Genomic DNA, 14,074 nt, shown 5'->3' on the forward strand with positions numbered 1-14,074 from the left:
TTCAAATTATGGCAGTCTGCCTACCCTCGCCCGAAAGACAATCTCTGTTTGATACAAAGCGTAACGCGTGCCAGGTCGATTTCTTAAGTCTGAGTGATGTCTCAGGAAAGCTTTTAGCGAGGACCTTATCTGCGCCTTGCTTTCCATTCCTTACCAGAGCGAAAAAATCAAACTTGTCAATTATCAAACAGGCAATTGTTTTCTTTTTCTCATCAAACTGGAATCAGATAGTCAAGCTGAGTTAGAGCCATCTTGAATTCCGCATAATCAGCGGCTCTTGTCAGGATCTTGAAAAGTTCCCACTACTCGGAAACTATGGGTTGAGGATTCTCAGGCGGAGGTGGTGCAAGGTTGATCGAGTTGTACTTGTTCATAGATTCAATTACGCCTTTGCTCACCCAGAACGATATCGCCTCGGCCGATAAGCGCACCATCTTCTGATATAACTCCTGGTCCGCAGCTGGGATACGAGAGAGAACATACTGAGCACGTCTGGCACCACCAGGGTCAGGTCCGACGCCGAATTTGAGGCGGCTGAATTCTTTGCGACCTCCCAGCGCCTCGATAATCGACTCAACACCGTGCTGTCCTCCGGCGCCACCAGCCTTCTGCATGCGCAGTCGCCCCAGCGGCAACGAAACGTCGTCGTGCACGATGAGCAAATCGTGCAGCTCGATTTTGAAATAATTGAGGATGGCGTTGACCGCTCTTCCGGACAGATTCATATAGGTAGTGGGCTTGGCAAGAATGACGCTTGAACCGTTAATAACTGCCTTGCCAACATGCGAATGAAAGTCTTTGACCAGTTTGAAATCTGCAGCAATGCCGCCGGCAACGTTAGCCTGTGCTAATTCATCAATGACGGAAAACCCGGCGTTATGCCTGGTACCGACATATTCGTTGCCTATATTTCCCAGCCCGACAATCAGTTTGGTCGCCATAAGTCAGTACATTAACAAATATTGGGTGAGCCCGAAAAGGGCGATTCGCCTGAAACGCGCCACATCAGTGTATACAGTTGTGATCAAGCGTGATCAATCGGTAAAAACAGCGGCTACACTTATGTATTAAAGCCTTATGCAGCATTATTGCTTGTTTGGTTTATGTGTCTGACTGACTATACAGCAGGCACCGTCACTTATTTAAGTAGCGAGCAGACGATGACAGAAACAAATTTTGCCGGCTTTCCTTACCTGCCACACACCCAAGATGAGCGGCAAGAAATGCTGCACGAAATCGGGGTGCGCAGTTTCGAAGAATTGATCAGTCACATTCCCGCCGAAGTGAGAGCGAAGACTCTGGAGCTGAGCGCAGGGCTGAGCGAATTGGAATTGACCAAACACGTCGCTGCTCTGGCGGCCAAAAACAAACCTGCATCGTCATCTGCATCATTCCTTGGAGGCGGCTCGTACAGAAGATTCGTACCTTCGATCGTGCCGGCAGTAATATCGCGAGGAGAATTCGCCACAGCTTACACACCCTATCAACCGGAAGTAAGTCAGGGCAGCCTGCAAGTCATCTACGAATTTCAAACGGCTATCTGCCTGCTCACAGGCATGGAAGTAGCAAACGCGTCGATGTACGACGGACCGACCGCCTGCGCTGAAGCCGCTCTGATGGCTGCTCGCTTGAACAGCCGCAAGAAGATCGTCGTCAGCGCAAGCGTCAACCCTGAATACGAAATGGTGACGCAGACATACGTGAATTCATGCGGACTCGAGTGGCAGACGGCTCCTGCAAAAGACGGCGTCACAGATATCGATGCCTTGAATCTAGACGAAGACGTTGCAGCTCTGATTGTTCAATATCCAAATTACTTCGGTGCCCTCGAAGACATCTCAGAATTAGCCAAGAAAGCGCACGACAAAGGCGCATTGCTTGTTGTCGTGAGCGAACCAATCAGTCTCGGACTGTTGACACCACCTGGTGAGTTCGGCGCCGACATTGTAGTTGGCGATGCACAACCATGCGGAAATTCATTGTCCTTTGGCGGACCTTCAGCCGGTTATATGGCTTGCCGTAAGGATTTCATTCGTCAGTTGCCCGGTCGTCTGGCTGGAGTCACTGTCGACAATCGTGGCAACAGAGCCTTCACACTGACTCTTCAGACCAGAGAACAACACATCAGACGCGCCAAAGCGACCTCGAACATCTGCACCAACCAGGCGCTCAATGCGCTGGCCATGCTGGTCTACATAACAGCTATTGGACCGGGCGGCTTGAAGCAGCTGTGCTCGATCAGTGCACAACGCGCTCACTATCTGGCAGAACAACTGACCCAAATTCCTGGCGTCACTCTCGCTTACAAGCAGCCATTCCTCAACGAATTTGTAATTCAAGTCGAGCAGCCAGTTTCAACTCTTCTCAGTGCATTGAAGGAGCGCGGCATACTTGCAGGTATCGACCTTTCTACGTTCCGTCCGGAGCTGAAGAACCAGATACTGATCGCCGTCACCGAAATGAATTCGCGCGAAGACCTCGACAAATTTGTGCAAGAATTCAAAACCCACTGCGCTACAGCCAAGCCAAGTGCTAAGCGTGAAGAAAGCAGCATGATGAAGGTATAATCTCCAGATAGCCGCACTGCGGCAGCTGCCCTGCCAGGCGCCTTTGCGCTCACTACTACCTACGAGGCTCAACTCGTTCATGGACCCAGACTCAATCACAACACAGAGAAGCGACATGCCTTCAGACACAAAAACAACTGATGGTGCTTCCGAAACTAAGAAGGCAAAACCAAATTCGGTTCAGGGCTTCATTAGAGAAATCGTTGAGCTTGTAGTCGTCACTCTCGTTCTTTTGATTGTGATTCGCTGGGCGCTGGCTGAAGCAAGATACATTCCGTCGAGTTCGATGGAACCGACTCTGCAAATTAACGACCGCTTGCTCGTAGAAAAAGTATCCGGGCATCTGGGCAAGAAAATTCAGCGCGGCGACATTCTCGTTTTCTATCCACCACCCATCGAACTGGGCGGTCAAGATCTAAAGAATGATCCGCTGACAGTTCTGGGACGATTGACCGGTCTGCCTTTCCTTCCATATGAGCCAGCTTTCATTAAACGCACGATCGGTCTACCAGGCGACCACATCCGCATTCAACACGGCGTGGGCGTCTACATTAACGGACAGCTGCTTGACGAATCTAGCTACATTAAAGAGAAGCCCAATTACGACTTGAATGTTTTAGGCGACATCGGCGGTCGCTCGACAGATGGTGGAGTAATTCAGCCCTACCGCGCCAATCAGCTCAACGAGCCCATCATTGTGCCGCCCGGTCACCTTTTCATGATGGGCGACAACCGCAACAACTCAGAAGACAGCCACGTATGGGGATTTCTTGACCAGAAACGGATTGTTGGACGAGCCTGTTTGCTTTTCTGGCGCCAGCTGAATCCGCCACCCTACCCACAAATTCTGGACGAATAAAGTCAGTTCGGGCAAAGGCTTGCATTTCCACGCATTCTTGCAAGAATGAGTAGACATTGGCAAGTGTTCCATGTACCACTGGGTATATAAGCATGGGATTGTCACGCATTGGGCGCGAAGGCTCATCACCTTCAGGGGGAGACAGCATACACATGACTTCGAGCAAAGACTCTGGTAGACCCAAATACGTTAAGGGAAGCCGTAAAGCCAGTTCCTCCAAAACCGAAGAGCCTTGCAGTTCTGCTCTGTCGTCGCTGGAAGGCAAGGGAGCCGAAGAACAAGTTGAAGAGCTGAAACAAATTCAGACAGACTTGAACAAGCGCGAAGTGCAATTGATTGAGCGCGAGATCAAAGCGCTGCGATTGCAAGAAGAATTAGATCGATTGCGCCCGCTCAGCGGACTCTATCGTGTCGTCAAAGCGATGGCAACCGAGCGTCGTTTAGATTCGCTGCTCGATGTGATCACGCGCGAAACCCAGATGATGCTCAAATGCGATCGATGCAGTGTTTTCGTGTTGGAAGCAAGCAAGCAGGAACTGTGGACACAGGTCGCTCAGGGGTTGATCGGCCACCGCATGATTCGTATTCCATTGCAGGGAACGAGCATCGTCAGCGAGTGCGCCCGCACCGCGCAAGTAATCAACATTCCAGATGCCTACGCCGATGGACGCTTCGATCCGGAGGTCGATAAATCCACCGGATACCACACGCAAAGTGTGCTCTGCGTTCCAATGCTCAATCGCAGCGGCGAAGTTATCGGTGTCTTCCAGGTCTTAAACAAAGTCGGCGGACCATTCACAAATGAAGATGAAGACTGGCTTCAGGGCTTAACTGCAGTTGCAGCCGGCTTGATCGAACAAGCACAGGCTTATCAAGAAATCGAGCGATTTGTCGACAAGACACTCGAGACGCTCGCTCAGACAATTGACCGTCGCGACCCGCTCACAGCTGGTCATTCGATGCGCGTCACCAACTACAGCTTGCTGGTCGGACAGCACATGAGCATTGCTGACGATGATGTCGATGTGCTGCGCTATTCGGCCATGATGCATGACTACGGAAAAATCGGAGTGCCTGAAGCAGTGCTCTGGAAGAACGGACGTCTGACTCCAGAAGAGTATGCGCTCGTGCAGCAGCATGCCAATATCACATACGAACTGTTGTCTAATCTTCCATTTACTCGGCGGTTGGCATCAGTACCGTTTGTAGCTTCGTGCCACCATGAAAAGGTTGATGGTTCAGGTTATTACAGAGGATTGAAAGGCGACGATATTCCGTTTCTATCGCGAATCATCGCAGTCGCTGATGTCTTTGATGCGTTGACTTCGGTGCGTCATTACCGCAACCGTATGCCTATCGATAAGGTCAGCGAAATCATGCAGACCGGTAAAGATAATCACTTCGAAGCAGCTTGCGTCGACGCGTTCTATCAGATTCCATCACATCGAGTCATCAAAGTAATGGAGTCTGAACGCGGCAACAAGGAAGAACGCCCTGACTACGATATGTTCAAAAGCATCTCGTGGATGAGGCTGGTCGAGCTGTTGTGCGGGTCTAATCCGAAAAAAGGCGAAGACGGGATCAAAGACGCCTTTGAAAAGATGTACAACGCTGGGTTACCAGCCGACTATCAATCGCTGGACTAACTCACGCAAGCGCAATGGACCGCACGCGAGACGCGTGCCAGATGGACCGCACGCGTCTCGCGTGCACATGGAACGCACGCATCCTGCGTGCACATGGAACGCACGCATCCTGCGTGCTTGCACATATGGCACTGCATCTGGTACCGGAGCGTATAAAGCAGACGCGGGACGCGTGCGGTCCATATTCCTGCCGCGTCAGAATAAAACGGCGCCTGGTCACCCAGACGCCGTTCGCTCTGCCAACGTCAACTGTCGCTGCCGACGTTCTCGAAACCGCTTAGTGATGATGCGGCATGGTTCGACCGTTGTAGTAGCCGCTGCCACCGTTGTAGTAGCCGTTGCTACCGCTGTAATAGCCATTGCCTCGTCCGTTCCAGTTATGGTTCTGGCGATAATTTGGCCTGTAGAATTGTGAGTTCATAAAACCCTGATTGGAATATGCTCTGTTGCCGCCCTGAGTTGCCAACCACTGTCGATACTGAGCTTTCTGGAATGCCAGCGGGTCGTTAGGATCGATACCGGGGGCGCCAATTCCGCTGCCCTGACCGTAGCCATAACCATATCCGTAACCGTATTGCTGGTTGAGCAGATTTTGCTGATAGGCTTGCATGGCCTGTGCGTTTAGCAAATTCTGCAGGTCATTATTCCTGGCTTGCGCTGGTGAGTTCAAACTGGCAGCCAGGAATGTGGCTCCCACAAGTAATCCAGCTAAAAGTTTGTTGCTCATGTCTTTGTTCCTTTTCATTCCGCCTTACGAATCTAACGACGCAGTCATCTCCGTTTAGATTCCTGTTTTCACATTAGACATATCTCATAATAGCCGCAATTGATGAACTGGAGGGCATTCCAGGGTGTCAAAATAATCAACCAACCGGTTAGTAAGCACATCCCGCGTGACCACTTGCGGGGCTCGAAAGAGAAAAAACTACATCTACGTGCAGTCTTCAGACAGATACACATTTAACCGGCGCGTTATCCCTCAACAAGTAGCGCCCTATCCCATAACGGCCGACCCGGTCACTCCAGCGTCACCACAGCCCGTCACCACACCCGATACCGCTACTGTCGGGCTACGAATGATATATTTAGTGCAGCTTCAATATTTCAGGAACATCCAATGAACGAATTTCATTTGCGATTCGAGCAAGCACGAGACAAGAACTTCTGGCAGCGCCTGAACCCAGATTTGCACATTACTGATGAAGCAAAACCATTTACGATAACACCGCTGGAAATTGATCCAGCCAAACTGGAAGAAGCAAAAGCCAGTCTGAAAGCCGAAGGGTATTTTCAAGTCCATAAACTACTGGATCCCAAACTTACTACAAAACTCGCCAGAGGCGTCGAAAACCTTCACAAAGCGGGTTGGCCGACACCATTCGCCATCATCTATGACGAATACTGGGAGCTTTTCTTTTCACTGCAGCAACTATTTGAAGCCATTCTCGACAAGGGCTACAAGCAGGTGCCGAACTTCTGGTGCTGGTACATACCCACCGATAAAAACAGCAAAGGCTGGGGACATCATCGCGATCGTCCATCAGTAAACACAGTGCTTGAAACTGGTCTGCCAGCCACTCTCACCACCTGGATTCCGCTGACTGAAGCGACGCCGGCTAATGGTTGCATTTACATAGTGCCATCACCGCTTGATCCCAATTATCCGCCTGGAGATCTCGATCGTCGTGATCTGCATGAATTGCAGAATGTGCGCGCACTTCCTGCCAGCGAAGGCGACGTGTTGGGATGGACTGAAGCATTGCTGCACTGGGGCAGTCGCAGTTCCCCTAAGGCAGAGAATCCTCGTATCAGTATCTCATTCACATTCCAGAGAGCTGATCAAAATCCATTTGAAGTGCCACTTTTCGAGCCAGATCGTTATCAAACATTCAATGAAAGACTGGGATTGATAGCGCAAAATGTCTGCAATTACGACGCTCAGGGCAAAACGAGTCCGGAGATTCTATTTGCCTGCAGACGCTTGGGTGGCTTAATTCCGACCATAAGCGTACAAGATGGCGTACCAAGACAGATTCTCGAAAGCGACAAGCGCTTGTCGGAGTCGATGCTCTGGTCGCTGCAAGAAGAATATTTTGAAAAGCAGCGTCAAAATTTGTGGACAGGAGATCAGTTCTATTCAACCAACCGCATGCCATTCGTAGAAGCGTATGTTGAACTTGTAACTTCCGCACTCACCGATTGCTCTTCTCTGATCGATCCGGAACAGCCACTCTACATTCTGGAAATTGGCGGCGGCAGCGGTTGTTTTGCATATCGCTTTCTCAACGATTTTGTTGAAAATCTGGAAGATTTCGACAATCTGAAAAAGGTGAAACTGAAATACATCCTGACTGATTTTTCGGAAGCGATTGTCAAAAAATGGGCAGAAAACAAAAATCTCAACGCCCTTTATGAGCAGGGAATTTTAGACTTCGCTGTATTTAAAGCACAAAAAGATCGAAAACTCGAATTGCGTCGATCAGGACAAACGCTCACACCTAAGGACATAAAGAACCCGCTCATCGTCATTGCCAATCATGTTTTCGACAGCATCGAGCAAGATGCTTTCCGGATTACAAATGGCATCTTGCAAGAATCCAAAGTTACCGTCTTCAGAGAAGATCCCGATGGTTCGTTCGGAGCGCAGCCATCGCTGGACGATTTGCACATCGTAGAACGCTTTCTCGACGTCGAAGGTCCATACTATGAAAACGCAGCATTCGACAATATCATGGCTGCCTTTAGAGACGAAATCAAAGAAGCCACGTTTACGATGCCGATTGGCGCGCTAAATTGCATAGACAACTTAGCGGCATTTTGCGACGAAAAACTGATCCTCATCTCGGCAGACCAGGGATACGTGAGATTCGATACAGAACGAACAACCGGTCTCAAGAAGCTGGATTTCGACAGGCACGGATACTGTACTTTCGATGTAAATTTCATGGCCATATCCAGACTCTTCAAAGAAAACGGCGGGACGTCTTTAGTTGAGAACCTGGACTATTCAGGTTTGCGCGTCGCGTTTAATTCAATGATCAGCAACCGTTTTCAAAACACTGCACATTATTTCAAGCACTATTTGCAAAGGAAAAATTTCCTCGATTCGCAATTACAAATCGCCGACTTGATCAAAAATGGACTGCGCGCCGGTGACTACGAATCTTCCCGTGTCGCCCTGTTTCTGTCGATCGTGAAGGCATTCAATTACGACCCTCAAATGTTTGCAATTGCTCACAAGGATCTACTCGACGAACGTTTTAAAGATCTCGAAGAGATGAATGTACAGGTGCGGAGCGAGCTACAAGAAACTCTTCACCGCACCATACGAAACATATACATCATCGATGACAATCACAAAATTTTCGACAGTATCTTGCGTCTCTATATACAAATTGATTGGTTTGAAGAGTGCCTGAAGTTCAGCGAAGAGATCATTGAAACTTATGGTGACGTGAGCACAGCCATCGATCATGCCGCACTGAGTTGCGAAGCCTTGAAAAAATACCGAGAAGCTTATGAGTATTTCCAACGAGCGACCAGGCTTCCTACGAGCGACCGTGATTGGGCAGCGGCCGGAATGAAGCGCATGGGGAAGGTGCTTCTGCAAAAAGGCGATAGCATAGTCAAATTCACCATTGCCCGCGCCAATTAATAAGCACTACTGAGGTTTATTGCGTTCCATTCCTTCGCGGGCCCAATCGTGATCTGGTTCCAATTCCAGAGCCTGACGAAAGTACTCGTACGCATCCTCTCGGCGATCTAGATGCTCGCTTGCAATGGCCGCATAGTCAAAAGCTTTCCGCGACACTCCAAGGCTGGCATTGGCTTCCTTAGCCAGTGCCAGACAAAATTCGTACTTCTGCCAGCACATGCAAAATTCAAAAATTGCGGCAAGATCGCAATAATCATTGGCGACATTAAAAACGTTCCTGAAGGTACGACCCACCAGATCGGTAACCTCATGCTCCTGTTCAAGATCCATCTCCGTCAGCTCCGGCACAAGATTTTCGAATAGTCTTGCAAAGGCACCATCAAAGATAAACGGATCAAAATTAGAACTCTGAACAATCGAAATAAAATTTGTCAGATAGGGACGGACGAAATTTTGCCCTTTCTCACAACCGACAAAAGTAAACTCTTCCAGGTTATAGCTAGCATTGCAAATGTCGCGCTTTTGTAAGTACTGTCGAAAAAAGTGACGAGTAAGTTCACATGTTGGCTTCCAGGTGGTGGCAAACATAAATCCTAAACTGGAATGATCGCCTGACTCTATCAAAGCATTGCCGCCCCTGTTCTCAACGTACCTCTGCAAAGCGTCAAAATTGACGTCAAAGGAAAAGGCACCATGTTCAGCGAATTCCTGAGTTCTCAACCCAAGCACTTGCTTGGATTCCAGACTGGCAAAACCTTTGTCGCTGACGAAAAGTGCGAGCTTATCAGCAGCCAGGTGAGACAAATTGGCTATCGACCGCATTGCACCGATCGGAAAAATCACGCTTGAATCGCTCAGTTCGCTGCGATAGAAGTGGAGAATCGAATCAAGATGAGGATCGCGATAATATGGCAATTCTAGATCTGAGTAAACTTCGGACATTCTAATCTCTTGAATGGTCGGATTAGTTCTGCGAGCGTCTGATCCGTCTTGATCATAGTCGCTCCCTGACAAGCGAGAGCCTGAGCCATCTCGATCACTGTCGCTGTCTGACTGACGCGAAACTTCTCTAAACAGTGCGAACTTAGTTTCCTGCAAACTCCCGTCAACGACTCTAAACGCATCGTGCTTGATCGTGTCGAAAAGATAGTTAGCGATGACCAAGAGCGGATTCTTTAGCGCGCCACGCTCCAATAATGCACCGGAAACTTCAAGCTTGATTGCGGTGTCATTCTCCGGACTGTAAACACCAACATCCAGCTCGCCGGAATCAAAAAAAGGCTTCAGACGCAAGTTGCTTAGATGCGCATCAATATTCGATTTCGTAAAGTCAGAAAGAATGTACCGCAGCTCGAGTTTCTTCAGTCTCTCGAAATCACCCATCAGCTCTTTCAGATGATTGATAAAACGATATGCGAAACATCCGCTGCCCCCGCCTAATTCCAAAATGTAAATCGGGCTTTGCGGATCAAACTCGTCGATACAATCCAACAAGAATGAATTTACCAATTCAGCAATGGCGCCAACAAACATCATGCGGCTGGTCGAATAGAACGGCACCCGCTCCCAGGCATTCAAACTTTGACTGGCATAATACTCTTCCTGCAAAGTCCACAAAAGCGACTCAGACAATCGTCGAGCGCTCTGGACTTCTTCGCATTCGATTCCATCTCTGATAAATCGCGATGGTGATTCGGTCACGTCAGGAGTCTTCGTCTTTCAATTCTTTACCGGTGTGGTCGAATTTTTTGCCGGTGACGGGGCACTGTAAAATCTGCGGCGCTTGTTGCTGAGCCGGTTGACTGGACGACTCGGAGGAAGCAGATTGACCTGGCTGCGGCGCATCCTTTCCGGCTGCAGGCTGGTCTTGCTGCATCTTCTTTCGCTCGACGCGCGCATCGGCAGAATTCCACCATTCACCACTATCGAGTGATTTCTGGTGCATGTCATAGAAATTGTTATAGATGTCTCGACCTTCCATGTAGCGCAATCTCGGTTTTTCACCATCGTACTGATCGCGTTCAATACCGTAGAAATTAGCAGTCTCGACAGCCTTGTTCAATTCTTCAGGGTCGCTCAGCGCCACCATTTCATATTTATCCAGGAAGAAGCGAGGATACGGAACGATGCAACCAAGCGGCGTGCCCTTCTCGATATAAATATCCATTTGCGGGCGCGTAATTTTGATGTTGAAAGTAAAGTCGCGACGGAGGTTGTCTGTTTCAACGACAGCATCCATCCACGACAATCCATGCACAGGATAGTTAGGCGGAGCCTTGACCATCATGTTTACGCCTTTTGGAGTGCGGAAATAATGACGCGATTGCACCGTCACAATGCCGTGCCCAAAGTGAGACACGACTGTCAAATCATCGCGATTCGTTGCGTCCAGCTGGTGAACCGAAACACCGTCATTCTTGTCCGTTCCATCCCAGCGAAGAACAAAAGAATTTGTCGCCGTCAACAAAAATCCATGCTGGCTGCCAAAGACAATCGGCAAGCAGTTGTAGAAGTAGCTTGTGAACCAGGCCCGCTTGCTGCCACACTTTTCAAAGTAATATGGCTTACCGGCGAACTCCAGTTGATCCGGCACCAGATAGATAGTATTTGGCGGCACCACAAGAGTATCGGGGTGCACCACTGGTGGTATAAAAGGCGGTCGCCTGGTTTTTCTATTTTCTTCGTCGCTGCTCATAGCACTTTAAAATAACAACGCGGTTCGAATACAAATCCATCCATGGTCTTGAACTGAAATAACTTCGAGAAATTGCTGCGCGTAGCAGCAGGAAGAAACTCGAAGCGCGCCATATCAGGATCACAAACAACAGAGATACCAAAGTCCGGCGTCAAGAATATTTCGCTCAAAATGACCGAACCATCAATCATATCGAACGTAATATTGCTCTTGTCATGGCGCAATTTGCCACTGCCAATGCGAAACGTTCTAAAGACTTCAATTGCATCCGCCGGCATGGGCACTTGCAAAAGATAAACTTCGGGAATAATCAACGTTTGCAACTGGGTAGGCTTATGCGCAAACATATGAAAGCCGTCAGAGACTATACGCGCTTGCTTTGTGCCAATAGTTGATGTCATCGGTTACTTCGCTATTTCACAGGCTTGGACTTGATACAACTATAACTTATTGATTGCCATTTTTGAGCCTACTTCTGTTCGGCACGCTTACGAAATTGAGCGGCTGACTCTTTATCGCCCATCTCGTTGCAAACATCAGCAATGGCAAGATAAGTGAGGTGCACTTGAGGGTCGCCGGGAACAAGGAGCTTTTTGCGAATCTCCAGCGCTTTTTCAAGTTCTTTTCTGGCTTGAGCGAAATTGTTAGATTCGCGGAACATCCAGCTCAAATCTTCATAAGCCATGGCCACTTCCAGGTGATCGTGTCCAAGCTGTTTTTCTCTGATTTCAATACACTTTCGAAAAGCTTTCTCTGCAGCTTCGAAATTGCCCGTCGACTTGTGATGAAAACCAAGGTCGTTGTAGGTGAAACCAACATCTATAGAGTCTTCGCCCAGCAGTTTGGTTCGCTCACGAATCACTTCATCATAAAGCTTCTCCGCGTCATCAAACTTGCCAATGTGAGTAAGCAAACAAGCATAGACATTCTTCAAATACAGATGCTGAGGGTCATTGTCCGGTAAATGCGCGGCATAAATGGCACGCGCCTCGGTTAGCAATGGCGCTGCCTGCTCGCGACGCAGACAAAAATCATGCAACGTACCCAGGTCAATCAAAGTGCGAGCCAGACTCAATGGTGGCGCGTTGTTCGCCCGCTTTCGCCGCAAAGACTCATTTAAACTTTTAACTGCGCCGTCGAAATCTCTAGTCGAGCGCTGCGAATACGCTATGTCATTGTATAAATCAGCATTGAACTCCAGGTTTGGCTGGTAGCGCTCACTCAATTCGACACACTTCTGCAGGAGACGTATCGCCAGAGCGTGATCGCTTATAAGTTGAAACTCCCTCGCCACGTTCATAAGCAAGAAGAGCAGATTCTCGGTTACTTCATTTTTCTCTTCAGCCAACTGCAGGGCTGCATTATAATTCTTGACAGCTTCATCGCGATTCCCCGCCCGTCGAGCCACTTCGCCTGCAGTCCACAACTGAGTAACCGACTTGCCGACAGAGATAGTACTTGGCATTTGCGGCGCCTCGCCCCAATTTTTCAAATGCGGGCAAACAGGTGTCTGGTCCGGCAAAACCCCTCTCAGATAATCCATGTTTCTGCCGTTATAAACCTCAGGCTTACGCCGCTCCGTCCATTCATCCCAGAAGGGTGGGTACCCGTCGGCGGTAGCCAAGCCGTACTGGGCTTGTTCCATATTAATGACAAACATTTGCGCCAGTGGCTCACCTTTCTTAATAGTGAACTTGCCAGGCTGGTTGACAAGACAGACGATTCCAAACTCAGAAGGCGTCCACCACGATTCAATCATCGCCTCCAGAACGTTGAAAGGCTTTCGGTATTGATTGGAGACCCCTTTGATGTAGACGAAATCACCGATGTTTTTGGTGCGAGCAATGAAACGCGCCTGCACTGTAAAACTGCCGTAGGAGGAATGATTGTCAATCTGCGCATGTGAAGAAGCATCGAGAATCTCAACCTGCGCATCGTGAGTATGGTCGCCGTCCCACTCAACAGTGAATGTAGCGGGAGACAAGATGTAATAGCCAATACCGCTTGCCATCGTTAGCGGTAAGCAAAAACGAGCATGCATGCGTGTTTTATCGTCGGTCTCAAACCAGTCACGCAGAGCTCTCGCTTTCACTGGCAGCAATTTCTTGTCGTAATCAGGAGGCAGATACAGAACGATGCTTTTCTCAGGCAGTCCCTGATTCATTTCGACAATCTGCTCAGGACCAAAGTTGTGCTCAGAGAACGTTTCAGCATCGGCTGTGTTCTGAGCCTCCTCCAGGATACGTCTTTTGTTTTCAGTACTTTCTTCAGTCATATACCTAGCCCGACTTTCGCTCACTTATAAACGGTGAATAACTTACCACACGAGCTTCATTAACAAGTTTGCCTCGGGGAAACAATTTCCCAGAGGCAAGGCTTGATTCGATCGAATTGGTTTGGAGCACGCCGCAGAACGAATGATCAGTCCGCCCGGCTGGCAGGTTCCAGTTTTTGGGAGTTACCTCCGGGAGAGTGATCAGTTCTCCCTGGAGGCAGCTTCCCGGTTTGTATCCTCTTTGCCCTGCTCGGTCTAACCCGGCGGAGGTGGAGGAGGCGGTGGTGGTGGTGGTGGTGGTTTTGGTGGTGGTGGTGGTGGTGGTGGTGGTGGTGGTGGTTTTGGTGGTGGTGGTGGTTTCGGTGGTGGTGGTGGTT

General features: G+C 49.2%; 11 protein-coding genes. 5 read left to right on the plus strand and 6 right to left on the minus strand.

Translation table 11 applies throughout. The features are described from left to right. Window positions 1-302: 302 nt before the first annotated feature. Window positions 303-941, minus strand: coding sequence for an aminoacyl-tRNA hydrolase (locus EKK48_19950; protein RTL39317.1), 639 nt, complete (start codon window positions 939-941; stop codon window positions 303-305). Between the two features lie 219 nt (window positions 942-1,160). On the opposite strand from EKK48_19950, the gene EKK48_19955 reads away from it, so the two are divergent. From EKK48_19955 to EKK48_19965, 3 genes are all read left to right on the plus strand, one after another. Further along, complete coding sequence (locus EKK48_19955) at window positions 1,161-2,567, plus strand: aminomethyl-transferring glycine dehydrogenase subunit GcvPA (protein ID RTL39318.1); 1,407 nt, start codon at window positions 1,161-1,163, stop codon at window positions 2,565-2,567. A 79-nt stretch (window positions 2,568-2,646) separates the two neighbouring features. Beyond that, window positions 2,647-3,426: a signal peptidase I gene (gene lepB / locus EKK48_19960; GenBank protein RTL39319.1), complete on the plus strand. Its 780-nt coding sequence runs from the start codon at window positions 2,647-2,649 to the stop codon at window positions 3,424-3,426. Between the two features lie 92 nt (window positions 3,427-3,518). Continuing rightward, window positions 3,519-5,072, plus strand: coding sequence for a GAF domain-containing protein (locus EKK48_19965; protein RTL39320.1), 1,554 nt, complete (start codon window positions 3,519-3,521; stop codon window positions 5,070-5,072). Between the two features lie 277 nt (window positions 5,073-5,349). Here the strand turns inward: EKK48_19965 and EKK48_19970 are convergent, their stop codons facing one another. Next, window positions 5,350-5,799 (minus strand): hypothetical protein, encoded by a 450-nt coding sequence (locus EKK48_19970; protein ID RTL39321.1) that lies wholly within the window; start codon window positions 5,797-5,799, stop codon window positions 5,350-5,352. Window positions 5,800-6,189: 390 nt separating this feature from the next. Between EKK48_19970 and EKK48_19975 the strand changes: the two genes are divergently transcribed. Further along, on the plus strand, window positions 6,190-8,727 hold the full coding sequence (locus EKK48_19975; GenBank protein RTL39322.1) for a hypothetical protein: 2,538 nt from the start codon (window positions 6,190-6,192) through the stop codon (window positions 8,725-8,727). Window positions 8,728-8,733: 6 nt separating this feature from the next. On the opposite strand, the gene EKK48_19980 is transcribed toward EKK48_19975, so the two are convergent. The 4 genes from EKK48_19980 to EKK48_19995 form a co-directional block, all read right to left on the minus strand. Next, on the minus strand, window positions 8,734-10,428 hold the full coding sequence (locus EKK48_19980) for a hypothetical protein (protein ID RTL39323.1): 1,695 nt from the start codon (window positions 10,426-10,428) through the stop codon (window positions 8,734-8,736). A gap of 1 nt (window position 10,429) precedes the next feature. Continuing rightward, window positions 10,430-11,422, minus strand: coding sequence for a hypothetical protein (locus tag EKK48_19985; GenBank protein ID RTL39324.1), 993 nt, complete (start codon window positions 11,420-11,422; stop codon window positions 10,430-10,432). Beyond that, window positions 11,419-11,823, minus strand: a complete 405-nt coding sequence (locus tag EKK48_19990) for a hypothetical protein (GenBank protein ID RTL39325.1) — start codon at window positions 11,821-11,823, stop codon at window positions 11,419-11,421. Before EKK48_19990 ends, EKK48_19985 begins: the two co-directional genes overlap by 4 nt. 68 nt (window positions 11,824-11,891) lie before the next feature. Further along, the gene (locus EKK48_19995) at window positions 11,892-13,697 is read right to left on the minus strand and encodes a tetratricopeptide repeat protein (protein ID RTL39326.1); all 1,806 of its coding nucleotides are present in this window, start codon (window positions 13,695-13,697) and stop codon (window positions 11,892-11,894) included. 281 nt (window positions 13,698-13,978) lie between these two features. On the opposite strand from EKK48_19995, the gene EKK48_20000 reads away from it, so the two are divergent. Beyond that, window positions 13,979-14,074 (plus strand): RND transporter (locus EKK48_20000; protein ID RTL39327.1); only part of this gene is annotated, 96 nt, incomplete at its 3' end.

Source organism: Candidatus Melainabacteria bacterium, from assembly GCA_003963305.1.
Taxonomy (GTDB): Bacteria; Cyanobacteriota; Vampirovibrionia; order Obscuribacterales; family Obscuribacteraceae; genus PALSA-1081.